Annotated in this window: 18 protein-coding genes; 16 read left to right on the top strand and 2 right to left on the bottom strand. The window is 47.1% G+C overall.

The features are described from left to right. Window positions 1–81: 81 nt before the first annotated feature. Both GM173_RS04795 and GM173_RS04790 read right to left on the bottom strand, forming a co-directional pair. The gene (locus GM173_RS04795) at window positions 82–321 is read right to left on the bottom strand and encodes a hypothetical protein (protein WP_203570167.1); all 240 of its coding nucleotides are present in this window, start codon (window positions 319–321) and stop codon (window positions 82–84) included. Between the two features lie 179 nt (window positions 322–500). Then, the gene (locus GM173_RS04790) at window positions 501–1,166 is read right to left on the bottom strand and encodes a glycerophosphodiester phosphodiesterase (protein WP_203570166.1); all 666 of its coding nucleotides are present in this window, start codon (window positions 1,164–1,166) and stop codon (window positions 501–503) included. 48 nt (window positions 1,167–1,214) lie between these two features. Here GM173_RS04790 and GM173_RS04785 point away from each other — a divergent pair, with 48 nt between their 5' ends. From GM173_RS04785 to pseI, 16 genes are all read left to right on the top strand, one after another. After that, on the top strand, window positions 1,215–3,404 hold the full coding sequence (locus GM173_RS04785; RefSeq protein WP_203570165.1) for a patatin-like phospholipase family protein: 2,190 nt from the start codon (window positions 1,215–1,217) through the stop codon (window positions 3,402–3,404). Window positions 3,405–3,408: 4 nt separating this feature from the next. Then, window positions 3,409–5,115, top strand: coding sequence for a SulP family inorganic anion transporter (locus GM173_RS04780; RefSeq protein ID WP_203570164.1), 1,707 nt, complete (start codon window positions 3,409–3,411; stop codon window positions 5,113–5,115). 71 nt (window positions 5,116–5,186) lie between these two features. Continuing rightward, window positions 5,187–6,344 carry an iron-sulfur cluster carrier protein ApbC gene (gene apbC / locus GM173_RS04775; RefSeq protein WP_203570163.1) on the top strand — a complete coding sequence of 386 codons (1,158 nt, stop codon included), beginning with the start codon at window positions 5,187–5,189 and terminating at the stop codon, window positions 6,342–6,344. 190 nt (window positions 6,345–6,534) lie between these two features. Continuing rightward, window positions 6,535–8,706, top strand: coding sequence for a bifunctional acyl-ACP--phospholipid O-acyltransferase/long-chain-fatty-acid--ACP ligase (gene aas, locus GM173_RS04770; protein ID WP_203570162.1), 2,172 nt, complete (start codon window positions 6,535–6,537; stop codon window positions 8,704–8,706). 81 nt (window positions 8,707–8,787) lie between these two features. After that, entirely contained in the window at window positions 8,788–12,276 is a 3,489-nt protein-coding gene (smc, locus tag GM173_RS04765) for a chromosome segregation protein SMC (RefSeq protein ID WP_203570161.1), read from the top strand. Window positions 12,277–12,427: 151 nt separating this feature from the next. Continuing rightward, window positions 12,428–13,726 (top strand): cell division protein ZipA C-terminal FtsZ-binding domain-containing protein, encoded by a 1,299-nt coding sequence (locus GM173_RS04760; RefSeq protein ID WP_203570160.1) that lies wholly within the window; start codon window positions 12,428–12,430, stop codon window positions 13,724–13,726. Window positions 13,727–13,795: 69 nt separating this feature from the next. After that, entirely contained in the window at window positions 13,796–16,204 is a 2,409-nt protein-coding gene (ligA, locus tag GM173_RS04755) for an NAD-dependent DNA ligase LigA (RefSeq protein WP_203570159.1), read from the top strand. 396 nt (window positions 16,205–16,600) lie between these two features. Then, on the top strand, window positions 16,601–17,476 hold the full coding sequence (galU, locus tag GM173_RS04750) for a UTP--glucose-1-phosphate uridylyltransferase GalU (RefSeq protein WP_203570379.1): 876 nt from the start codon (window positions 16,601–16,603) through the stop codon (window positions 17,474–17,476). A 241-nt stretch (window positions 17,477–17,717) separates the two neighbouring features. Next, window positions 17,718–18,713, top strand: coding sequence for a UDP-N-acetylglucosamine 4,6-dehydratase (inverting) (gene pseB / locus GM173_RS04745; RefSeq protein ID WP_203570158.1), 996 nt, complete (start codon window positions 17,718–17,720; stop codon window positions 18,711–18,713). Beyond that, the gene (pseC, locus tag GM173_RS04740) at window positions 18,710–19,861 is read left to right on the top strand and encodes a UDP-4-amino-4,6-dideoxy-N-acetyl-beta-L-altrosamine transaminase (protein WP_203570157.1); all 1,152 of its coding nucleotides are present in this window, start codon (window positions 18,710–18,712) and stop codon (window positions 19,859–19,861) included. Before pseB ends, pseC begins: the two co-directional genes overlap by 4 nt. An 8-nt stretch (window positions 19,862–19,869) precedes the next feature. Further along, entirely contained in the window at window positions 19,870–20,487 is a 618-nt protein-coding gene (locus tag GM173_RS04735; protein ID WP_203570156.1) for a pseudaminic acid biosynthesis-associated methylase, read from the top strand. Then, window positions 20,484–21,176 carry a pseudaminic acid cytidylyltransferase gene (gene pseF / locus GM173_RS04730; RefSeq protein WP_203570155.1) on the top strand — a complete coding sequence of 231 codons (693 nt, stop codon included), beginning with the start codon at window positions 20,484–20,486 and terminating at the stop codon, window positions 21,174–21,176. The genes GM173_RS04735 and pseF overlap by 4 nt, the downstream gene beginning before the upstream one ends. Further along, a complete protein-coding gene (locus tag GM173_RS04725; protein WP_203570154.1) occupies window positions 21,173–22,162 on the top strand; it encodes a hypothetical protein in 990 nt (329 codons plus the stop codon). Before pseF ends, GM173_RS04725 begins: the two co-directional genes overlap by 4 nt. Further along, window positions 22,153–22,929 (top strand): methyltransferase domain-containing protein, encoded by a 777-nt coding sequence (locus GM173_RS04720; RefSeq protein WP_203570153.1) that lies wholly within the window; start codon window positions 22,153–22,155, stop codon window positions 22,927–22,929. Before GM173_RS04725 ends, GM173_RS04720 begins: the two co-directional genes overlap by 10 nt. Window positions 22,930–22,931: 2 nt before the next feature. Beyond that, entirely contained in the window at window positions 22,932–23,618 is a 687-nt protein-coding gene (locus tag GM173_RS04715) for a WbqC family protein (RefSeq protein WP_203570152.1), read from the top strand. A gap of 9 nt (window positions 23,619–23,627) precedes the next feature. Further along, window positions 23,628–24,668, top strand: coding sequence for a pseudaminic acid synthase (pseI, locus tag GM173_RS04710; protein ID WP_203570151.1), 1,041 nt, complete (start codon window positions 23,628–23,630; stop codon window positions 24,666–24,668). Window positions 24,669–24,679: the final 11 nt, after the last annotated feature.

The following is a 24,679-nucleotide window of genomic DNA, read 5'->3' as shown; positions in this document are numbered from 1 at the left end:
TTAAATGAAAACTGGTGATTCATTAAGTGTTTTTGATGTAATCCACAAAGCGCGGCAACCAGACCAATTGCTGTTTGTTCGCTATTTTTTTGTGATAGCTGACTCATTGCCGATGCTGTGCTGGATTGTTGAACCGATGTGGTAGCGTAAATAGACATAATCATCAATCTTTAATGGATTGATTGATTTATCGGGCGAATATTTTTTTTCTTTAATGTTAACTGCATAAAATATTGATGTGCATGGATTTTTTTCTACAGTAGTGCGTATTGTGAGCGGTGAGCATGCTTGATTGCGGCTGCCGTTTAGTTTATGAGTCACGTTTGTGTCGCTCGTTTATTTTGAATCGGCGTTTTGTATGAGTCTGAGAGCTTTTGTATAAAATTCTGTAGGCTATTTTATGGCGATTTTGCGTTGTAGCCCACCGATATAGCATGCCGTCGTATTGCTAATTACGCCTTCGTGATGAGGTCCATTTCGGTGTAGTCGTAAATTCCGCATCAGTCGCCCCGAGCTAATCCAACCATGTTGGGATAATCAGTGATGAGACCATCTATACCAAATTCGCTACACCAATCGTGTTCATTTTGATTCTTAGCGCCATACACATAATGTGAAAATCCAAGCTGGCTGGCGGCTAGTAAAAAATCTGGGTCGAGAAAGTCGTAATCCCAGACTAAAGTACGTAAGCGCGGATTATGAATTGCGCCTTCTATGAGGGTATTGAGTGAGGCGGGTCGGTGTGAAAGGAGTAGCGCGCAATACACATCAAGGGTATTTGCTGCTTCATGAATGAGATGATGGCAAAATGACGATAGTAAAATGGGCGTTTTGTATTGAATATCCCGAATGGTGGCCGTTACATTCGGCATGCAGGCTGGCGTTTTGAGTTCAATATTCCAGAAAGCGGCAGGAAAGGCATCAAGCGCTTCATTTAAGGTCGGAACGATGTAACCTGCTTGATGCGATAATTCCGTGCGAGTTAATCTTGCCACGGCTTGCCCAGTGGGGCTTAGGCGGTCGTGATACAAAATTGCTTCGCCATCTGCCGAAAGCCTCACATCGGTTTCTAGCCCGTCAAAGCCAAGGGCTAATGCAGCGGCAAACGCTGCGATGGTGTTTTCAGGGTGTTGATTCGATAAGCCGCGATGAGAGAGTAACCGCATCAGATGTGCTCCAAACATAGCGTGATGTTTAAATTGTAGGATGAAAAAGTGAAGAAACTGAAACGTTTGAGCTTGCTGAAGTGTGTCATGCTGGCTGTGCCGTGTTTGTTATTGTCCGCACAAGCAATTGCTGAACGGCCACGAATTGGCTTGGTTTTGGGTGGCGGTGGCGCACGTGGTTTTGCACATGTGGGCGTATTAAAAGTGATGGAAGAAAACCGTATTCCTGTCGATTGCGTGATTGGTACCAGTATTGGTTCTTTGGTTGGTGCCGCTTATGCAACGGGGCGTACGCCGGCAGAAATGGAAGAACGCATTCAAATCGCAAATTGGGATGAATTGCTGAGTTTGTCTTTGCCGCGAGAAAAAAATACCTTTCGGCAAAAGCAAGATGATCCGTTTTCTCTTTTAGTTGAGATGGGTTTGACTGATAGCGGTCAGATTAAACTGCCGACCGCGGCGATTAGTACGCAAAAAATCGGTTTCTTTTTGCGTGAGCTCACCTTTGGCGGCACTGTGAAGAATTTTGATGAGCTGGGTATTCCTTATCGTGCAATCGCGACCGATTTTGAAACTGGCGAAATGATTGTCAAAAAAGATGGCGATATTGTGACTGCGATGCGCGCCAGTATGGCTGTTCCCGGTGTGTTTCCTGTGGTAGAGAGTCAAGGTCGAACTTTAGTCGATGGTGGCTTGGTTAGAAATTTGCCGGTTGATGTTGCACGTCAAACGTGCGCCGATGTGGTGATTGCTGTTGATGTCGGCTCTGCACCACTCAAGGCCTCGCAGATTAGCAATGTATTTTCGGTGGCCGATCAGTACACACGCTTAATGATGATTCAAAACGTCCAACCGCAAATTAAAAGTTTGGGGGGAAAGGATCTATTAATTAGCCCCGTATTTGGCGATTTATCATCTAGTGATTTTGCTAAAGGCGAGGCTTTAATTGCCATCGGTCGTCAAGCGGCTTTAGATGTATTGCCCAAGCTACAAAGGTATGCTGTATCGCCCGAGGCCTATCAGCAATGGCAACAGCATCGAGCGGATGCGCGCTTGAAACCGAAATTGGTTAAAGAAGTGAGTGTGGCTGCAGGGAAGGTAGTGAATCCAAAAGTATTAGAAAAACTGCTTGATATTAATATTGATGAGCCATTGCAAGCCACAGAATTTCACGAGAATTTATTGCATGTTTATGCGCGTGGAGACCATAGCCAAATTAATTATGAGTTAGATGCACATCAGCAAGGTGATTCGGTTGCCATTATGCCGATTGAAAAAAGTTGGGGGCCGAATTATTTGCGCTTTGGCTTGAGCTTTGCGACTGATTTTTCTAATTCGAGCCCCTGGAATATTACGGCTCAATATCGCCGAACTTGGCTCAATGACTTAGGTGCTGAGTGGAAAACAACATTGCAATTGGGTAGTTCATCTTTGGTGCAAACTGAATTTTATCAACCCATTACTTTAGATGAAACCGCGTTTATTTCAGCTTATTATAAATATACTCGTGGTCCTTTATCGATTTGGATTGATGATACTGATGTCGCTGAATACACCTATACTAAACATTCAGTAGGAATAGACTTTGGTTCAATCTTATCGAATCACAGCGAATTGCGTGTCGGCCCAGTGTTTAATGACTACAAAGGTGCACGCACGATTGGTCAGCCGCAATTTCCTGATGTGTCGAATCATGACTATGGGATTCGAGTGAATGCTTTTTATGACAGCTTAGATAATTATTTCTTTCCAAAAAACGGGCATTTTATTAATGCCTACGGTTATTACGCTGCGGGTGTTGGCGGTGAGTATGATAGCTACGGTGTTTTTGGTGTGAATTATCGCAAGGCTATTCCGCTTGGTGATGATGCATTGCAATTTAAGCTTAAAGCACAAGGGGTTTATAAACATGTGCCTTATTTTGCTGATGTAAAATGGTTAGGTGGTTTTATGAATTTATCGAGCTACAATTATCAGGAATTAGTGGCCGATGAATTTATTTATGGCTCAATGCAGTATTTGTACTCGATTGAATTCTTATCGGGAAGTTATTTAGGTTTTGCCTTAGAAACTGGCCGTGTTTTAAATAGTTTAAATTCGACAGTGGATGATGACTGGCGTTACTCTGGCTCAGTTTACTTGGCGTATGACAGCCTGTTTGGTCCTTTGTACTTGGGGGCTGCTTATGGCGACAATCGCCAAGCGCGTGTTTATATGATGCTAGGTAAACAGTTCTAACTCAGTGGAGGCGACTATTCTCAATTCTATCGTCGCTGGATGGCATGAACTGAGTCGAAATTGGCGAGCTGATGGTGTGGCGGCGTTGTCGGTCGCCATATTATCAATTCCGGCTGTGATTGCGTATGCCGAGTTGATTGGTTTGCCTGCCCATGCGGGTTTGTTGGCTGCCATTGCAGGGATGTTCGCCTATGGCTTGATGCGGGCATCTAAGCAAATTATTGTCGGGCCAGATGCTGCGATTGCATTGTTAATTGCAGGTGGGATTGCGCCATTGGCCGGTGGCGATATTGTGTTGGCACTGTCTTTAGCGGCCTTGCTGGCTATTTTGGTTGGCCTAGTTTTAGTGTTGGCTGCAGTGGCAAAACTGGGGGTGTTAGCAGACTTTTTATCAAAACCGGTTTTGATTGGATTTTTGCAAGGTGCCTCGGTGATCTTGATTGGTACGCAAATCGGTAAGATGTTTGGTATCAAATTAAGCGAAGAAAGTTTTTTGCCGCGGATGTTGGAATTGTTGCAGCAATTGGCTCACCTGCACTGGGCGACTTTGGGCTTGGGCGTCTTGTTTTTGCTATTGTATGCGGTGCTCAATCATTGGCGTGCACGATGGCCAATTACGGTCATTTTGTTTGCTTTGGTTATTGGCGCTGACTTTTTGTTCGATTTTCAACGGTTTGGTGTCGTGATGGTTGGCGCCCCTAGTACGGATGCTTTGTCCTTGCATTGGCCAGCGCTAAGTCTGACGGCCGTCGCCGCATTACTGCCTACTGCGGTGGGGATTACGATGTTGGCGATGCCGGAGGGCATCTTGCTCGCTCGTGCTTTTGCGCAGCGGCATGGTGAACAAATTGACGCAAACCGTGAAATCATGGCACTAGGCGTTGCCAATATCGCCGCTGGATTTGCGGGTGGCTTTGCGATTGGGGCTAGTCAATCAAGAACCACAATTAATGATGCTTCTGGTGCACAAGGCCGTTTGGCTGGATTGTTAGCGGCGCTACTTTTACTGTTGTTTTTATTTGTTCTTTCCGATTTGTTAAATCATCTTCCCTCTGTGATTGTTGCGGCGCTATTGATTCGCGCCGGTGCGCAGTTGATTGATTTGCCCGCTTTGCGCGATTTGTGGCGTTTAGATGCGCTGTCGGGTTGGTTTGCGATTGCGACCGCCGCTGGTGTGGTATTGGTTGGGGTTTTGCCGGGTATTTTGCTGGGTATTTTGCTGTCTTTACTGCATTTGATTCGGATGTTTTCCAATCCGGCTGATGCCATTTTGCAAAGAACAAAGACTGGGTATCATGATGTAGGTGATGATGATAAAGGGTTGCAAGACTATACCCATCAAGACGTGCTGGTTTATCGTTTTTATGCGCCCTTGATGTTTGTAAATGCAAGCTTTTTTGTTAGCCGAATTCGGCAATTGTTGCAGCAATGTCCGAATTTGAAGTGCTTGATTATTGATGCACAAGCGATCGTTAAACTCGACGTCAGCGCGGCTGAGCAATTGCAAGTGCTGATGAGTGAGCTCGAATGGCAGCAAATTTGTATCAAGTGGGCGCGTTGCAATCGGCCTCTGCGGCATGATTTGGCTCGTTTTGGCATTACTGAGCTCATGGGGGAAGATGCAATTTATGCGCATTTAGACGATGCACTGGCTTCGTATCATTGGCGCAGCGCGGCGCATTTGAATCGTGGCGCTGATTCTGCAGCTTGAAAAAAAGCAATTAAGTCGCATATCAGTAAAGCTTTGCAGTTATGCCAAGCCGCTACAGAGAGCCCGTCCCTATGAAATTCATCGATCGTTTGCTCGGCCGTGATGCCGCAGCGCCTAGCCAAGGAAATCCTGCCGTGAGTGAATCCCAACTTGATTTGTTACGCCAAACCCTAGCGACCTTAATTGACCCCGATACGGGCAAAGATTATATCGCTGCGAAATGCGTAAAGAATTTGCAGTGGCAAGATGGTGCTGTTAGCTTGGATTTGGTCTTGGGTTATCCTGCGCAAAGTCAGTTTGCCGCGCGTCAAGCGCAAATCGTCAGTGCCTTGTCTGCGCTGGACGGCGTTAGCTCAGTTGCAGTGAATGTGAGTAGTCAGATCACGGCGCATTCCGTTGCTCGTGGTTTACCTTTGCAAAATGGCATTAAAAACATCATTGCAGTGGCATCAGGCAAAGGCGGTGTCGGTAAGTCGACAACATCCGTTAATTTAGCTTTGGCTTTAGCCGCAGAAGGCGCGCGTGTTGGTTTGCTGGATGCCGATATTTACGGCCCGAGCTTACCGACGATGATGGGTGTGGCTGAGCAGCAGCCCGAAACGAGCGACAATAAATACATTAAACCGATTGAGCATTACGGTGTGCAGGTGATGTCGATTGGCTTTTTGATCGACCCAGAGCAGCCGATGGTGTGGCGTGGCCCGATGGTAACGCAAGCGCTAACGCAACTCTTAAATGATACCAAGTGGGATAATTTGGATTATTTGGTGATTGATTTACCGCCAGGCACTGGCGATATTCAGCTAACGCTGTCACAAAAAGTGCCAGTAACCGGTGCGGTCATTGTGACGACACCGCAAGATATTGCGCTGCTTGATGCACGTAAAGGTCTAAAAATGTTCGAAAAAGTCGGCGTGCCGATTTTGGGTATTGTTGAGAATATGAGCATGCATGTGTGCAGCAATTGCGGCCATATCGAGCCAATTTTTGGCGAGGGCGGAGGCGACAAAATGAGTCAAGAATACGGCACCGAGTTGCTTGGTAAATTGCCGCTCGATTTATCGATTCGCCTGAATGCCGATGCCGGTAAGCCGACGGTCGCGGCTGAACCTGAGGCAGAAATTGCCGGGCTGTATAAAGCAATCGCACGCAAAGTCGCGGTGAAAATCGCCGCAAAATCGCAAGATTTTTCGAGTAAATTTCCTAAAATTGTTATCCAGAATACATAATCGAGCGTATTCATTGAGCGAAAAAACCCAAGCCAGCTTGGGTTTTTTTATCGGCGATACAATCGACGGATTTTTGTGCCGATTGCTTGTTCTGCTGTTGAGCGTGGTATTCATATTCGGCTTGGAAGGGAATGCTTTGCTTGTTGTCACGTGAGTGTCAGACTACGCAAAATAATGAAAAGGGTGTCGCATGATAAAAATAGTATTGCGTTTGCTGATGCGGATTTTATTTCGGGTTGAAGTTCAAGGTGATCAAAGCGTATTCGGTCCACCTAAAACTTTGATTGTGGCGAATCATGAATCATTTTTAGACGGTTTATTGCTCGGCTTGTTTTTACCCGTACGCGCGACATTTGTCGTGCATACCCAGATTCTGCGTAGTCGTTGGGTGCGACTGGCGCTGTCACAAGTGCCGTATCTTGCGGTAGATGCGTCGTGCCCGCTGGGGATGAAAGAAGTGATTCGTTTGCTGGAGGCGGGTGAAAATGTGGTGATTTTCCCCGAAGGGCGACTTACTGATACTGGCTCTTTAATGAAGGTCTATGAAGGCGCAGCCTTTGTCGCCGCGAAAACTGCGGCGCGTATTGTGCCTGTGCGAATCCAAGGCGCATCGCGCAGCTATTTTGGCCGCTTAGCGGGATTGTTTCCCCTGCAAGTTTTTCCCAAGATCCAGCTTTTTGTTCGCCCCGTCACTGAAATTGCGATGCCAATCGGCGGGAGTGCGAAAGATCGTCATCGACGCGCAGCAGAAGCGATGCGTGGGATTTTATTAGAAATGCTGATTCATACGCGGCCACAAAACACCTTGTGGCAAGCGTTTAACGATGCACGCAGTATCTTTGGGCGTCATTTCCGTTTGGCCGAAGACATTAATTTAGAAGAAGAAACCTACGGTACCTTAACGCGTAAAGCGGCAGCACTGGCGCGTTTGACGGATCGACATACGCAAAAAGGCAGCAAAGTTGGTGTAATGATGCCTAATGCGGTGGCTACAATTGCTTTGATTTTGGCGCTGTCGGCACGGCAGCGGATTCCGGCCTTGCTCAATTTTACCGCTGGGCAAGATGGAATTATATCGGCGTGTACCGCCGCACAAGTGAAGGTCATCATCACATCGCGTGCTTTTATCGATAAAGGCCAATTGCATGAGTTGCTGCAGAATTTGCCCGATATTCAGGTCGTTTATTTAGAAGATTTAAAGCACGAACTGACGCTGCAAGATAAATTAGCGGTGTTGTTTTATAGCTTTTTCCCAAGCGCTCTGGCTTTGCCGCAGTCGCCATGGGATCCTGCCGTCGTGCTATTTACTTCAGGTTCAGAAGGCAAGCCCAAAGGCGTAGTGCACAGCCACGATAGCCTGCTGGCTAATATCGCGCAGATTAAAGCTGTGGGTGATTTTACGCCGCACGATAAATTTATGGTGGCTTTACCTTTATTTCATTCGTTTGGCTTGACGGCGGGGGCCTTGTTTCCGCTGATGACCGGCTGCAAAGTGTTTTTCTACCCAACGCCATTGCATTATCGACTCATTCCAGAGCTGATTTACGACCGCAATTGCACAGTGCTGTTTGGTACCAGTACCTTTTTGGATAATTACGGAAAGTACGCGCATCCTTATGATTTTGGTCGCTTGCGTTACGTAGTCGCCGGCGCAGAAAAATTGGCTGAAGACGTGCGTAAAACCTGGATTGAGCGCTTTGGCGTGCGTATTTTAGAAGGTTACGGTGTGACAGAGTGCGCGCCGGTCGTTGCTGTTAATGTGCCAATGGCCTATCAATCGGGCACGGTGGGGAAATTATTGCCTGCCATGCAGTATCGTTTGCTACCCGTTCCAGGCATTGAGCAGGGCGGTATTTTAGAAGTGCGTGGGCCGAATGTGATGTTGGGCTACTTGCGTTATGAGCGACCAGGCGTGCTGGAAGCGCCTGAGGCGGAGAGTGGCTTAGGCTGGTATTCTACGGGCGATGTGGTGGACGTAGATGCCGATGGCTTTTTGCGAATTATTGGCCGTGTAAAACGCTTTGCTAAACTGGCGGGTGAAATGGTCTCATTGGAAGTCGCGGAAAAAATCGCTGTAGCGAGTAGCCCTGATTATGCTCACGCAGCCAGCAGTCGCATGGATGTTCAGAAGGGTGAAGCGATTGTTCTGTTTACAACCGATCCAAATTTAAAGCGTGACGCATTATCTACGGCGGCAAAAGAGCTAGGGCAAATTGAATTGGCCGTAGCGCGAGATATTCGCTATGTCGAGGCGATTCCTTTGCTCGGCACGGGTAAAACCGATTATGTGACGCTAAAAAAAATGGCGGCACAGCGAGGTGCTGAATCAGCTGCTGTGACAGAGACTGAGGTTGCTGACTGAGGGTATTGTGTTGAAGCTTTTGTTAAACAATGCTTCTGTTTAAATACCTGTGGTTAATGTAAATTTTAAATAGACACCGTAGTGCGCTTAACTCATATCAAACTAGCCGGGTTTAAATCGTTTGTTGATCCAACGACGATTCCCGTGCCGGGCAATCTTGTTGCTGTGTGCGGCCCCAATGGTTGCGGCAAATCGAATGTGATCGACGCCGTGCGCTGGGTGCTGGGCGAATCTTCTGCTAAGCAATTGCGCGGCGAATCGATGCAGGATGTCATTTTTAATGGCTCAACGACGCGCAAAGCGGTCAGCCGTGCAGCGGTGGAATTGGTATTTGATAATCAAGCGGGTTTGGCGGCTGGCGCGTGGAGTAGTTACGCCGAGATCAGCATCAAGCGTGTGCTGACTCGGCAAGGCGATTCATCCTACTTCATAAATAATCAGGCGGTGCGCCGTCGCGATATCACTGATTTATTTCTCGGTACTGGCGTCGGGAAATCCGGTTACGCGATTATCGAGCAAGGCATGATTAGCCGCATTATCGAGGCTAAACCCGAAGAATTACGTCACTTTCTTGAAGAAGCCGCTGGCGTTTCAAAATATAAAGAACGTCGCCGTGAAACGGAGCATCGGATTGCTGATACGCGCGACAATCTTTCGCGTGTCGCAGATATTCAGCTTGAGCTGCAAACCCAAATCGACAAGCTCAGCAGTCAAGCCGGAGTCGCACAGCATTATCAAGCCTTACAGCAGCAAATCAGTGAAAAAGAGCGGATCTTGGCATTGCAGCGCAAGCTCGATGCGAATCAAGCTTTTGAGTCTGCTAAGCTCAATTTGCTTCAAGCACAAACCGCGCTGGACGCCGCTTTAGCAGGCGTTCGCGAGTCAGAAGCGCAGTTAGAGCTGTTACGTGAAACGCATTTTATTGCGAGCGATGCGCTGCATGCTGCGCAAGGCGAGCTATACGCGGCTAACGCCGAAGTGGCGCGGATGGAGCAAATGCTGCTGCATTTAAAGCAAAGCCGTGAGCGATTGTCAGCACAAATCACGCAGTGTGAACAAGACGGGCAAAAGATAAGCGCTGCGCTCAGTCAAATCGCCCTTGATTTAGAACTCAGTTTGTCGCAGTTGGAAGAGTTAAAACTGGCGGTTGAAGAAACACATCTGCAGGTTGAAGAGGCCAGCTTGGCACTGCCGGAGCAAGAGCAGGCGCTCCATCAAGCCGAAACTGCGTGGCAAACTTTGCGTGAACAACTCAGTGAACTCAATAACAGCCAAAAATTACTTGAACAAGAAATGCAGTTCGTGTCGCGCAATCGGCAGTCTTTGCTTAATCGTCAAACGCAACTTATTGCCGAGCGGGAACGACTAGTTCCTGTCGCACAGGATGCAGATTTAGCCGAGCAAATTGCAGATCTGCAGTTTGAGCTGGCTGAGTTGGAGTTGCAGCACGAGGATTGCGCGTTTGATGTGTTAGAGGTTCAGCAAGAACTCGAAGTGACTCGGCAGGCTGCACAATTGTTGCACACTGAGCTTGTTCAACTTGCTGCGCGCGAAAGTGCTGTGCTTGATGTTTTGTCGAGTAATGAAAATCCTGATGCATTACAGGCATGGTTGCAGGCAGAAGGTTTGATGCAAACGCCGAAAATGATTGACAGTATTGTTGTAGAAGCAGGGTGGGAATTGGCTGTCGAGGCAATACTAGGTCATCGCTTGCAAGGGCGCTTGGCCAAAGCTCCTGCATCCATTCCGCCTAGCCAATTTTTTATCGCCGATGCTTGTGTCAGTGTATCAACTGAACCGCGCGCGCCGGCTAAAAATAGCCTGTTGGCAAAAATCACCAGTAATAGCCCTGAGTTGCAGCGCTGCTTAGCTGATTTATTGGGTGCGGTGCTTTGTGTTGCCGATGTGGCGCAGTTTGAATTGATGCGCAGTAAGTTGGCTGAAGGTATGTGCTTGGTAAGCCAGCAGGGTCATATTGCCACGCGACATACCCTGTATTATTTTGCCGGGCAAAGCAGCGAGAGCGGTCGTTTGGCACGGCAAGCGGAATTGCGCAGTATTCAAGCTCAGTTGCTTGAGTTGCGGCCTCGTTACGCCCAAACGCAAGCGGCGCAGCTTGCGCAAGAGCAGCGGCATGGCGATATTTCCCAGCAGTTACGCGTGTTGCAAGATCAAATGCAGCAACGCAAGCAGGCTGCGCAGCAAGCAGAGCAACGACACTTGCATCAAAAAGAGATGGCGCAGCAAACAGCATCGCGTCATGCCGCAATTGCGACTGAGCTGGCGGACATTGAACAGCAATGTGCGGCAGAAGCACAGTTGCTCGAGCAATTGAGTCTGCAGTTGGCTGAAGTTGAGCAAAGCGTAGCGGCTTTGCGGACGGACGAAGCAAGTCAGCGTGCGGCGCGGGAAGGTTTGCAACAATCGCAGAGTCAACGTAGCTTGCAAGTGCGGCAAATGGAGCGCGCCGCACAGGCTGCCGCATTCGCGTTGCAAAGTATGGAGCAGAAGATTCGTGGTTTGCAGCAACGTCAGCAGGAAAATCAGGGCTTGCTGAGTCAACAAGCAGAACGAATGGCGCTGTTGCTGCAAGAGCGCGAAGCTTTAGTAGAACCTGATTTTGACGACCAATTTCAGGCGGCGATTGCTGTGCGGGCTGATAAAGAGCGACAATTAGCCACAAAGCGCGACGAACTGAATCAATTTGCGCAAACCTTGCGTGAACAAGAGGCTAGCAAGCATGCCGCAGAGTTGAGTTTAGAGGCGCAGCGTGAAAACGTTAATCAAATGCGTTTGTTGGAGCAAGAGGCGAGATTGAATGTCGAACGATTTACCGCTGAACTGCACGAATTGGCAGTGGATGAGGCGGTAATTTTGCCATTATTGGGACGCAGCGTGAAAACGCTAGCGGCCGAGATCGCCCGTTTGAATCAGCAGCTCGCGAGTTTGGGGCCAGTGAATTTAGCTGCAATGCAAGAACTGGCCGCCAGCCAAGAGCGGCAAGCCTATTTGACTGAGCAGGCGGCGGATTTAGAACAAGCCATTACGACATTGACCGCCGCGATTGCGCGGATTGATAAGGAAACGCGGCATTTATTGCAAACGACCTACGATACGGTGAATGCCAACCTACAAGAACTGTTTCCTGCGCTGTTTGGTGGTGGTCATGCTGAGTTGATTTTGACGGGTGATGAGATTCTGGATGCGGGAATGAGCATTATGGCGCAGCCACCGGGCAAGAAAAATGCAACCATTCACCTTTTGTCAGGTGGCGAAAAAGCACTGACAGCATTAAGTCTGGTATTCTCTCTCTTTAAGCTCAACCCTGCGCCGTTTTGCCTATTGGACGAGGTAGACGCGCCGCTCGATGATGCCAATACGCTGCGGTTTTGTGAGCTAGTGAAGAAAATGGCGCAATTTACGCAATTTTTGTACATTAGTCACAATAAGCTCACGATGGAAATGGCGCAGCAATTGGTCGGTGTCACGATGCAAGAGCAGGGGGTTTCGCGGATTGTCGCGGTAGATATCGAGCAAGCGCTGAAAATGCGTGAGCCAGAATTGATTTAAGGTGCTTTGCTTTTTGATAAATCATGATGCAAAAGTTGTCACGCAAGGCGCGGCAACGAAGTGTGGGTGCTTTTGGCTTACTTTTTTAGCATGGTGCAAAATATAATTAACGCGTAAATGATTACGCTTTTGTCGAGACATAGATAAAACAATGACTGAACTTCAGATTTATTCTTTAGTCGGTGCAGGTGGCTTTGTTGCTGCCGTGTATGGATTCAATTGGTGGCAAGAATATCGCTATCGTCAGCAAGCCAATAAAGCTTTTGCACGCAATCAGCCTGATGCCTTGCTCAATACCCCTAAAAACATGGTACGCAAAGGTGACGGTCAGCGCTTAGAGCCGATTTTAGAGCCTCTTGCTACACCAGAAGTGACGCCGCAATACGATGAAGCTCGCCTAGATCGTGCCGAATATGATGTGCCAGAACTGAGCGAGGCGCATTTGCAGGCGGCTCAGCATCATTCGTATAGCGACAATATGCCGGATGATATTCCTGATATGCCACCGGCCTATCGTTCGACGTATACGTCTACAGTCGTTGAAGATAAAGATCCTGCACTTGATACCCAGTCTGAGTTTGTCGCATCCTTGGAGCAGGCTGAGCCAAGTTTCAAGGCTGTGCCACCGGCTAGCACTGAGATTGCGGATGAGGTTGTTTTGGCTGGCAGTTTGCTGGATCCGTCCTTGGATTTTATTGCCGAACTGCATGCGCCAGAGCCGATTTCAGCAGCTGATATTCCACCGTTTCCTGCCAATAAGCGCGTACAAGTGCTGGGCTTAAATCAAAACAAGCAGTGGGAAATGCTCAATAGCACGACCCGTGGTCGTTTTAAAGAGTTGCGAATTGGTTTGCAAATGGCTGATCGGCAGGGGGCTTTAACGCCAGAAAGCTTAAATGCGTTTTGTATGGGTGTGCAGCAGTTTAGCGATGATTTGGATGCATCGGTCACATTCCCGCAAAAGTCGGCCAAGCTCAGTTTAGCCAAAGAATTGGACGAATTTTGTGCGTCTGTCGATGTGCTGATCGGTTTAAATATTCCCGCCGGTGCACGTCCGATTCCGATGGAAAAAGTCCGCGTTTTATCCGAGCAAGCGGGTTTGGTGCGTAATCATGCAGATGGTACCTTCCAATATCGTAGTGATTCTGGCAAAACCTTGTTTGTATTGGCCAATCAAGATCAAAGCCCTTTGATGTCGACATCGCAAGGTTTGACCTTGTTGTTTGATGTGCCGCGCGTCGCAGGTGGTTTGGCGGTGTTTGATTATTTGGCCGATTTCGCACAAAACTTGGCGACCGCATTGCATTGCGAACTGGTTGATGACAATTACAAACCGTTGAATGCAGCTAGCTTGGCCAATATTCGCAAGCAATTGGCGGGTTTGTATGCTGATATGGATGATCGTGGTATTGCGCCGGGCTCGGTCGCTGCGCTACGTTTATTTGCCTAAATATCATTGCACGATTAAAAACAAGTAGCGCCGCTCAGATGAAGCGGCGTTTCTTATTGGGAAAAGTGAATGTCTGATTTGAGCCAACGCGCAGATGAATTACGCCGCACATTAAACCGCTATGCACATGAATACTATGTGCTCGATGCGCCTACTGTGCCGGATGCGGAATATGATCGGCTGTTTCAGGAATTGCAGGCGATTGAATTGGCGCATCCTGAGCTGCGCACCGTTGATTCGCCGACCTTGCGCGTCGGTGGCCAGCCTTTGCCGCAGTTTGAGCCCGTCACGCACCAAATTCCTATGCTGTCGATTCGTACAGAAACCGATGTCAGTGAGCAAGGGGCGTTGGCGTTTGATGCCAGTGTGCGTAAAGAGTTGGAATTAAGCGCAAGTGACGCTGCGATTGAATATGCCGCAGAATTAAAGTTTGATGGTTTGGCGATCAGTTTACGTTACGAAGACGGTGTGCTGGTACAGGCGGCGACGCGCGGCGACGGTGCGACGGGTGAGGATGTCACGCAAAATATCCGTACTATTAAGCAAATTCCGCTGCGTTTGCGTGAATCAGCGGGTGGTGCGGTATTAGTGCCTAAAGTACTCGAAGTGCGCGGTGAAGTGTATATGCGCCGCGATGATTTCGAACAACTTAATGCTCGACAGCGCGAGTTAGGTGAAAAAACTTTTGTGAATCCACGCAACACCGCTGCAGGCGCAGTGCGGCAGCTTGATCCTAAAATCACAGCTGCGCGACCACTCTCTTTTTATGGGTATGGACTTGGTGTGGTTGAAGGTTGGGATTTACAGCCTGATACCCATAGTGGGATTTTGGCTGCTTTGGCTGAATTTGGTTTTCCTGTCTGCGATATTCGTGAGGTGGTGCAGGGAGGGGTAGGTTTAGTAGCCTATCACGCGCGTGTTGCCGCTTTACGCGATGATCTTCCATTTGATATCGATGGTGTGGTGTACAAGGTGAACTCAATCGCCTTGCAGCGTCAGCTTGGTTTTCGCACGCGCGAGCCGCGCTGGGCGGTGGCGCATAAATATCCAGCACAAGAAGCGTTGACCGTCGTCGAGGCGATTGATATTCAAGTTGGTCGTACCGGCGCTCTTACGCCAGTGGCGCGGCTTGCTCCGGTGTTTGTCGGCGGGGTGACGGTGACCAATGCCACGCTGCACAATCAAGATGAGATTGAGCGCAAAGATATTCGCTTGGGCGATACCGTCGTTGTGCGTCGGGCTGGCGATGTGATTCCCGAAGTGGTGTCAGTGGTGTTCGATAAGCGGCCGATGGTCGAGGTATCGGGGGCTGATTTATTTGATGTAAGGCTTACCGAGCAATACCCGCCTTATCGTTTGCCGGGGCAATGTCCCGTTTGTGGCTCACACGCGGTGCGTGAAGCCGGCGAGGCGGTGACACGCTGTACGGGTGGTTTGATTTGTGCTGCGCAACGTAAAGAAGCGGTACGGCATTTTGCGTCGCGCCGCATGATGGATATTGATGGCTTGGGTGAGCGCTATATTGATAACTTGGTTGACCTCGGTTATGTGAATAGCTTGGCTGATTTGTACCGACTGACACTGGACGATTTTCTGGAAATGAAGCGCAGGGGGGATGAACGCGACGGCGCGACACCTGAAAGTGTGAAAGCTGGGCAAGTGACGACCAAGTGGGCGGAAAATCTGTTGGAAGGTATTGCGGCGAGCAAGCAGCCGCCCTTGGCGCGATTTTTGTTTGCGCTGGGGATTCGTCATGTGGGGGAATCAACGGCAAAGACGTTGGCTGATTGGTTGGGTAGTTTAGCGATGATTCGTCGCGCCCCTGCGCCGCTGCTGCGTTTATTGCCCGATATTGGCAGTACGGTCGCTACCTCTTTGGCCGAGTTTCTGACTGAGCCACATAACCAGCAAGTGATTGATGACTTTTTGGCTTTGGGTGTTGTGCCGCAAGGTGAGCATGCGCCACATCCAGCTTTGCGCGAAAAACTGACGCCAGCGGCGCTGTTGGCGGCGTTGGAAATTCCAAAGCTCAGCGCTGCGCGTTGCGCTGCCGTAGTAACGTCGGTCACCAATTTAGCGGATTTGGCGTCGTTTAGCTTGGGGCGTTTGCAAGATGCGGGTTTGCCAAAAGATGTCGCGCAGGCGTTTTTGGACTGGCTGGCTACGCCTGCGGCGCAAATCTTGCCGCAATTGGACGTGCTGCGTGCGGAGTTGCTGGCTGAGCTACCCGCAGCAGATGCTGTGCCGCAAGGCGTGCTGTCTGGAAAAACACTGGTGTTAACTGGCACCTTGCCGACACTGAGTCGCGATGACGCCAAGGCAATGATTGAGGCGGCGGGCGGTAAAGTGTCCGGCAGCGTATCGAAGAAAACCGATTATGTTGTTGCGGGCGAGGCGGCTGGTTCGAAATTGCAAAAGGCTGAGGAGTTGGGGATAAAGGTATTGAGTGAGGTGGATTTGATTCAATTGCTGGCTTGATGGTTTCTCAATATTTGATAAGCGATTGGTTCACGAAAACACACGGAAAACCTGCATATCACAGAGGTGTCTGGCCTTTGTTTGTGTTTCTGAGTCTTTCGCAGGCTTTGTTGATGACCTGCATCGGTATTGGTCGTGTTTGAAAATTTAAACAATGTTGCAGTTAAATTAATTATTGACATTGCTGTTTAAATGATTAAACATAACATCATGCGTAAGTCTGAAGCCCTACAAATCTTTGGTTCACAAATTCGTCTTGCTGATGCGCTCGGTCTTGGTCGTTCGGCGGTGTCGCAATGGCCAGATCAATTGAGCCTGAAACAATCCGATCAAGTGCTGGGCGCTGCCCTGCGCCTTGGTTTGCTCGCATCTATTCAAACTCAATCAGGAAATTCCATGCAAAAAATTCGCAAAGCCGTTTTCCCTGTCGCTGGTATGGGGACACGTTTCTTGCCTGCAACGAAGGCCAGCCCGAAAGAAATGATGTCGGTGGTTGATAAACCGCTGATTCAGTACGCCGTTGAAGAGGCGTTGGCCGCAGGAATTACCGAGATGATCTTCATTACTGGCCGTCATAAACGCAGTATTGAAGACCACTTTGATAAAGCGGGCGAGTTGGAAGCCGATTTGGAGGCGAAGCAAAAAACCAAATTGCTGGAAATTTTACGCGGAATTATCCCAAAATCAGTGACGTGCATTTATATTCGCCAACCTGAAGCCTTGGGTTTGGGTCATGCGGTGTTATGCGCTAAGCCAGTCGTGGGTGATGAGCCGTTTGCGGTAATTTTGGCGGACGACTTGATCGATGGAAATGGCGTTTCAGAAATGAAACGCATGGTCGATGTGTTTGACGATACGCATTGCTCGGTGCTGGGTGTGGAAGAAGTGGCGCATGAAGAAACAGGCAGCTACGGCATTGTGGAAGTGTCTGAAAACGCACAACGCTTGCGTGTTGGTAATATTGTTGAGAAGCCAAAGCCAGAAGAAGCTCCGTCCAATCTGGCTGTGGTGGGGCGTTATATTTTAACGCCACGCATTTTCCATCATCTGCAGCATGTGCAACCGGGCAAAGGCGGTGAAATCCAGCTTACTGATGGTATTTTCGCGCTGATGCAAGAGCAACATATCCTTGCGCACAAGCTGCAAGGTACGCGCTACGACTGCGGTAGTAAGATTGGTTTCTTAAAAGCAACGGTTGAACTGGGTATGAAGCACCACGAAGTGGGTGCAGAATTCTCGGCGTATTTGAAAGAGTTTTGCCAAGATAAATAATCGGCTCGTTAAATAAAGATGTTGGAATGAAACAGAAGGGCGTTACCGCTGGTAGCGCCCTTTTAATTTTTATAAGATATAGCTTATATTTTGCTGACGGAATTAGGCGTTTCTTTGGCTGTATTGAGTGTTTGTTTTGCTAGCAGCTTATCTTGATTATTTTCAATCAACGAAACTGAGCAGTTATGCAAAATTTAATTGCCGTTTACAGTGCAGTGCACTGATTTATAAGTGATATTTTATGTTTGATAATAAATCAATATTGATTACGGGCGGTACTGGATCATTTGGTAAGCAATTTATTCGCACCATTTTGGCTAGTTATCAGCCCAATCGGGTGGTGGTTTTTTCGCGTGATGAGCTCAAACAATTTGAAATGCAACAGGAATTTAATGCCCCATGCATGCGTTATTTTTTGGGCGATGTTCGCGATGCAGAGCGCTTAAAACAAGCTATGCGCGGTATTGACTTTGTCGTGCATGCTGCGGCACTCAAGCAAGTGCCAGCTGCCGAATATAATCCAACTGAATGTATTCGTACCAATGTGAATGGTGCTGAGAATGTAATCAATGCTGCGATAGAAAATGGCGTGCAAAAAGTGATTGCGCTATCGACTGATAAAGCGTCTAGCCCCGTCAATTTGTATGGCGCAACTAAATTACTGTCTGATAAGTTGTTTGTGGCCGCCAATAATATGACCGGCAGTCATCCAACCCGATTTGCGGTCGTGCGCTATGGCAATGTCGTTGGCTCACGTGGTTCGGTCGTGCCTTTTTTTCGCAAGCTGATTGCCGAGGGTGCAACGTCCTTGCCCGTGACCGACGAATTAATGACCCGATTTTGGATTACCTTGGATCAAGGCGTCGATTTCGTGCTGCAAGGCTTTTCACGCATGCACGGCGGCGAACTATTTGTTCCTAAAATTCCATCGGTTCGAATTGTTGATTTGGTTAGCGCGATGGCACCGGGGGTAGCGCGGCATATCATTGGAATTCGTCCGGGTGAAAAATTACATGAAATGATGATTTCACGTGATGATAGCTTGCATACAATTGAATTTGCCGATCACTATGTGATTACGCCGTCAATTCAATTTAATTCGCAGGGGGATTATTTTAAAAATGGCAAAGGCGAGGTGGGCTGTCCTGCAATTGCTGGATTTAAATATACATCAGACACCAATAGCGATTTTTTATCTATTGCGCAATTGCAGGCCTTGGATAGTCAAGTTAAATGAGCTCGGTGATTCCTTATGGCCGTCAAGACATTAATGCTGCTGACATCGCTACAGTATTGGAAGTGTTGCAGTCCGATTTCTTGACGCAAGGGCCTGCGATTGAGCGCTTTGAAAATGCCATTTGCCAAATCACCGGCGCGCGTTATGCCGTGGCATTGTCGAGCGCTACGGCGGGTTTGCATTTGGCCTGTCTTGCGCTGGATGTTGGTGTTGGAGATTGGGTTTGGACTAGCCCAAATACCTTTGTTGCGAGTGCTAACTGCGCAAGGTATTGTGGCGCGAATGTTGATTTTATTGATATTGAGCCAGATACTGGCAATATTAATTTGGCGGTGTTGACTGAAAAATTAGCGCTGGCAGCTCAGAATGGATGTCTGCCAAAGTTGCTTATCCCAGTGCATTTTTCTGGCCGAAGTTGTGAAATGCAAGCCTTAGATCAGTTGGCAAAGCAATATAGTTTTGTTGTGTTGGAAGACGCGGCACATGCAATTGGTGCATCTTATCAAGGAACGCCTGTTGGCGCCTGCCAATACAGTCGAGCAAGCGTATTTAGCTTTCATCCGGTCAAGATTGTAACGACCGGTGAGGGTGGTGTGATCACGACCAATGATGAGGCGCTGTATCAACGATTGTTGCGCTTACGCAGCCACGGGATTAGCCGCGACCCACAGCAAATGACCCGTGAGAGCGATGGCGCTTGGTACTACCAGCAGCTTGAATTGGGTTTTAACTATCGCATGACTGACATACAAGCCGCGCTAGGTTGTTCGCAGTTGCAGCGGCTTTCTGAATTTATTGCGAGGCGGCGCGCTCTGGTTGCACGTTATCGAACTGCCTTAGCTGAGTTGCCAATTCAATTACCGCGTGCAGATGCCGATAATGAGTCAGCGTGGCATTTATTTGTGGTTCGTGTGCCGGCAGCTAAGCGAAAAACGATTTTTGATTTTCTACGTAGCGAAAACATTGCTGTGAATGTGCATTACATTCCGGTGTATTTACAACCGTATTATCAGGCTTTTGGCTTTACTACAGGTTACTGCATGGCAAGTGAGGCTTATTATCAACAAGCCATTACATTGCCTTTGTATCCAGCTTTAACTGATGCGCAGCAAGATCAAATAATTGAATTAATAAAATCTATGATTTAAGGCCAACAATGCGTGAATTAACTGAGCAAGAACAGTTTTGGCGGGGCAAATTTGGCAATGATTATGTCGAACGCAATCAAAGCGATACTTTATTAGCGGCCAATGTCGCCTTGTTTGTTAAAGTGCTAGGTCACTGCCAGCCTGTGCAGAGTATTCTAGAGTTTGGTACTAATTGCGGCATGAATTTACGCGCTTTGTATCAACTAATCCCCACAGCTAAATTATTAGGCGTTGAATTGAATCAAAAGGCGTGTGAGCAAGCCAATCAATTGGGTATTGCTGAGGTATGGCAGGGTTCTTTATTTGATTATCCGATTGCTGAAAAGGTCGATTTGAGTTTTACCAAGGGTGTGCTAATTCATTTGGCGCCAGATTTACTGCATAAAGCCTATGACCAACTGTATCACAGCAGTCAGCGATATATTTTAATTGCCGAGTATTACAATCCATCACCGGTTGAAGTGAATTATCGCGGTAATCAAGGTAAATTATTTAAACGTGATTTTGCTGGGGAAATGCTCGATTTCTATCCTGATTTGCAATTACGTGCTTATGGTTTTGCATATCATCGTGATCCTTTGTTTCCTCAAGATGACATTAATTGGTTTTTACTGGAGAAAAGATGACTCAGCGAGTGGCAATTATTCCTGCTCGGGGGGGGAGTAAGCGTATTCCACGTAAAAATATACGTGATTTTTGTGGTGCACCAATTATTTCTTATCCTATTAAACTTGCTTTGACTTGTGGCTTATTTGAAAAGGTCATCGTTTCTACGGATGATGAGGAAATTGCATCGATTGCTATTCAATATGGTGCAGTAGTTCCATTTCTCCGTCCTGCTCGATTGGCGGACGACTTTACTGGAACCGATGAGGTTGTAGCGCATGCGCTATCTGAGCTTCATTTGGCCAATTTTTATCCTGAAGAAGTTTGTTGTATTTATCCGACCACTCCATTGTTAACTCCGGAGGTGGTTCGAGACAGTCATGCGTTGTTAACTAAAAATGTTGGTTTGGTGATGACTGGTACTACATTTCCATCGCCAATACAGAGAGCTTTTCTTTATTCGAATGAATTCGGCGCTAGATCTTTTTTTCCAGAACATGCGATGAGTAGAACACAGGATCTTGAAAAATCATGGTACGACGCAGGTCAATTGTATTGGGCAAGGCCTGATTATTTTTTAGGAAGATTACCTATTGGTTCGAGAGTGGAAATTTTTCCCCTTACGCGGCTACAAAGTCAGGATATAGACACTAGCGACGATTGGCTTTTTTCAGAGCATCTATATCGCTTTGTGAATCAGAAAGTATGAACTATTTAATCCTCACTGAAGGAGGAAGTACTCTAGGCTGGGGGCATTTAATCAGATGCGCTGCATTGGCTTTGGAGCTGAATCGTCTATCATTACAGGGGCAGATGTTGATAGATTGGTGTGGCGAAGTTTCTACTCTTCCTGACCTGAACGTTTCCTCGCATTTTTGTGCCTGGCGGTCTGATTTATCTGCTGTACGTTCATTGATTGTTGCTGTTGATGTGGTGGTTTTGGATAGCTATCAATGCACATCCTTCATGATTGATAATTTACTTCTGCTGAATAGGAATGTGGTTTTTTTTGATGATTATCTTCATAGGACTTACCCTTGCGGCATGGTTGTTGATCCAACGCCATTAGCTGAGCAAACCGCTTATCCTATACGTAACCCCTTGGTTACCTATTGTCTTGGCCTGAGTTGGACGTGTATACGTAGTGAGTTTTCTGAGAGAAGGCTTTGTCGTATCAATCGAGATACTAGTCATATTTTTCTTGCTCTGGGAGCCGGTGAGGCTTTCCTGCCCGAATGCATAGAAGCAATTTCTGGAGCTTATCCAAAAGCACATATTCATTTGATTGTTCGTGAGACTCCTTCCGTTGTTTTATCTAGCGAAAAATTGCATATCTACAGAAATATAAATGCAAATACTTTGTGTCAGATGATTGATTTTTGTGATTTCGGGATTGTAGCTGGTGGACAAACACTTTATGAGGTTCTGGCGAGATGTTTACCTGTGATTGCCTTTCCCGTTGTTGATAATCAAGTATTAGATGTTTCTTACTTTAACAGACTAAGCGCAGTCCATATGGTTGAGCAGGTGGGGAGCTGGCGACTAAATCTAGAGAAGGCGCTTCTTGAGATGACTTCGCTTGAAGACGTAATTGAGCGTTCTTTAATGACCAATTTGATTGATGGTCTTGGTGCTCAGCGTTTGGCTAATGCGATAGTTGATGTTTTTGATATTCATGGTGTGATATGGCAATAATCAAATTCGATCAGTATCTTGATGTTAGTAAGTATTGGGCTCGGCATGTTGATGTGAATGCTCTAACAGGGCGAGGTGAAGAGTCAAGCCTTACCTCGGTTGCAAATCAGTTGATTGCGGAAAAGCTGAAAATTGCCGCAGATTCTGTTGTGGTGGATGTTGGGTGTGGTGGTGGGCATTTTTTGCTATCGATAAACAACGTGGCACGACGTATCGGAATACTCCCTTTGCAGGAAGAAGTGCAGATGCTTTCTTCATTTTATGAAAATGAAAAAATCGAGTTCTTGAAAGGCTACTCTCATAGTATTCCATTGCCTTCTGGTCTTGCTGACCGTATTGTGATTAACGGTGTTTGTCTTTGTTTACCGGATCGTGAAAGCTTTGTTGCAACGGCGACAGAACTGGCTCGGCTAGCCAAGCCCGGTTGCAAGCTTTTCCTTGGTGAGCATCCTGAGTCAGATGAGTTTACTGGACGTCAGTATGACGATTCATTGGTACATTTTCTTTTATGGTCAGTCAAGAGTCGGGGTATTGGATATGCTTTGCGCCATGCATATCGGATGCTGCAAGCATTATTAGGCTTTTCCGATTATCTGATTTATCCGAAAAGAAATTACTTTACGGTTAGAAGTGAAGTTGCAGAAATTTTTGCTGCAGCTGGCTGGTCTCTTTTATGGGATGCTGATCGTTGCTTACCTAGAACCGAAGCAGGATCCAAGCAAGTCATGATACGGCATGACTACCTATTTGAAAGAAATACGGATTAATTATGCGTTGTGCAATTATGCAGCCGAGCTATTTGCCTTGGGCTGGTTATTTTAATTTGATGACTCAGGTAGAGTTTTTTGTATTTCTTGATGATGTTCAGTTTTGTCGTTCTTCATGGCATCAACGTAATCGAATATTGCGGCACGATCAGATCGAATTTATTACTTTACCGGTAAAGAAAAGTGGTGCTCGAAAAAAAATAACCGAGGTGGAGGTTGATTTTATAGATGTCAGATATTTTGATTTTTTAAAGGAGAAAATGCATTCTGCATACTCTGGCCGACCATTTTATACTGATGTTGTAGAGTTGATTGAGCTGGCTGTTCCTAAAGAATCTAGTGTTTTGTCAGAATTTAACATATTTTTACTTAATTATTGCGTCAGCAAGGTTGGCTTGGAATGCAAATTAATTAAGTCGTCAGATTTAAAGGTGTCTGGAATACGATCAGATCGTTTGGAGAATATTTGTATTCAACTTGGCTGTAATCGATATTTGACACCCGTTGGATCTTTGCCATATTTGCATCAAGATCATTTTGGTCAAAGGTCTGGAATAGCGTTGGATGTCCAAGACTTTATACCTTCCATTTATGATCAAGGTTGTGCTAATTTTGTTTCTCATCTCTCTGTTCTTGATGTGGTTGCAAATATCGGTTGGGGTTCTTTTTATTCGTATATTAAAAAGTAAGGTGCAATTATGGATATTGCTGGGCGAAAAATCGGTAGAGAATCTGCGCCATTTGTGATTGCTGAAATGTCAGGTAATCATAATCAATCACTTGAGCGAGCGTTGGCGATTGTCGACGCTGCGGCTGCGGCTGGGGCAGATGCAATCAAGTTACAAACTTACACTGCGGACACAATGACGATTGACTGTTCAGAAGGTGAATTCAGTATTTCTGATCCGAACAGTCTTTGGTCGGGGCGGACTTTACATAATTTGTACCGCGAAGCTCATACTCCATGGGAGTGGCATTCAGCTATTTTTTCACGAGCAGCAGAGAAAGGCATTTTAGCTTTCAGTACTCCTTTTGATGAAACCGCCGTTGATTTTCTTGAAACTCTAAATGTGCCAGCTTACAAAATTGCTTCCTTCGAAAATACCGATTTGCCTTTGTTGAGGAAGGTTGCTAAAACCGGTAAGCCTGTCATTGTATCGACAGGAATGGCTTCTGTTGCTGAGTTAGGTGAACTAGTTACTACCCTAAGGCAGAATGGTTGTCATGATATTGTTTTATTAAAATGCACGAGCACTTATCCTGCAAGTCCAGAAAATAGTAATGTTCGCACCTTGCCTCATTTGCGTGAGCTGTTCCAGTGTGAAGTCGGCCTGTCTGACCACACGATGGGTATTGGTGCTGCTATAGCTGCTGTGGCATTGGGGGCAAGTGTGATTGAGAAACATTTCACCTTGAGTCGTGCAGATGGGGGCGTGGATTCTGTATTTTCTATAGAGCCAGCAGAGTTGTCATCCTTGGTGATTGAGTCAAGAAGAGCATGGCTTTCTTTAGGTGGCGTTAGCTATGGGCCTACTGAAGCCGAAGCACCAAGTTTGCAATATCGAAGGTCACTGTACGCATGTAAAAATATTGCTAAGGGTGAGCTATTTACCGCAGAGAACATTAGAGCGATTCGGCCTGGTTTTGGTTTGCCGCCCAAATTTATTGATCAAATCATCGGGAGGCAAGCACGCGACGAAATTGCACGTGGGACACCGATCAGATTCGAGCATTTCTAGTAGAGGGGCGC

The organism is Deefgea chitinilytica (assembly GCF_016881405.1).
Taxonomy (GTDB): Bacteria; Pseudomonadota; Gammaproteobacteria; order Burkholderiales; family Chitinibacteraceae; genus Deefgea; species Deefgea chitinilytica.
The sequence above is the reverse complement of the archived record's forward strand: the minus strand, read 5'-3'. Positions and strand labels throughout refer to the sequence as shown.

What these genes read in the sequence shown, in the direction of transcription:
- GM173_RS04790 (WP_203570166.1), bottom strand. Translation starts at nt 1,166, where the DNA reads ATGCGGTTACTCTCTCATCGCGGCTTATCGAATCAACACCCTGAAAAC.
- apbC (WP_203570163.1), top strand. Translation starts at nt 5,187, where the DNA reads ATGAAATTCATCGATCGTTTGCTCGGCCGTGATGCCGCAGCGCCTAGC.
- aas (WP_203570162.1), top strand. Translation starts at nt 6,535, where the DNA reads ATGATAAAAATAGTATTGCGTTTGCTGATGCGGATTTTATTTCGGGTT.
- GM173_RS04760 (WP_203570160.1), top strand. Translation starts at nt 12,428, where the DNA reads ATGACTGAACTTCAGATTTATTCTTTAGTCGGTGCAGGTGGCTTTGTT.
- ligA (WP_203570159.1), top strand. Translation starts at nt 13,796, where the DNA reads ATGTCTGATTTGAGCCAACGCGCAGATGAATTACGCCGCACATTAAAC.
- galU (WP_203570379.1), top strand. Translation starts at nt 16,601, where the DNA reads ATGCAAAAAATTCGCAAAGCCGTTTTCCCTGTCGCTGGTATGGGGACA.
- pseB (WP_203570158.1), top strand. Translation starts at nt 17,718, where the DNA reads ATGTTTGATAATAAATCAATATTGATTACGGGCGGTACTGGATCATTT.
- pseC (WP_203570157.1), top strand. Translation starts at nt 18,710, where the DNA reads ATGAGCTCGGTGATTCCTTATGGCCGTCAAGACATTAATGCTGCTGAC.
- GM173_RS04735 (WP_203570156.1), top strand. Translation starts at nt 19,870, where the DNA reads ATGCGTGAATTAACTGAGCAAGAACAGTTTTGGCGGGGCAAATTTGGC.
- pseF (WP_203570155.1), top strand. Translation starts at nt 20,484, where the DNA reads ATGACTCAGCGAGTGGCAATTATTCCTGCTCGGGGGGGGAGTAAGCGT.
- GM173_RS04725 (WP_203570154.1), top strand. Translation starts at nt 21,173, where the DNA reads ATGAACTATTTAATCCTCACTGAAGGAGGAAGTACTCTAGGCTGGGGG.
- GM173_RS04720 (WP_203570153.1), top strand. Translation starts at nt 22,153, where the DNA reads ATGGCAATAATCAAATTCGATCAGTATCTTGATGTTAGTAAGTATTGG.
- GM173_RS04715 (WP_203570152.1), top strand. Translation starts at nt 22,932, where the DNA reads ATGCGTTGTGCAATTATGCAGCCGAGCTATTTGCCTTGGGCTGGTTAT.
- pseI (WP_203570151.1), top strand. Translation starts at nt 23,628, where the DNA reads ATGGATATTGCTGGGCGAAAAATCGGTAGAGAATCTGCGCCATTTGTG.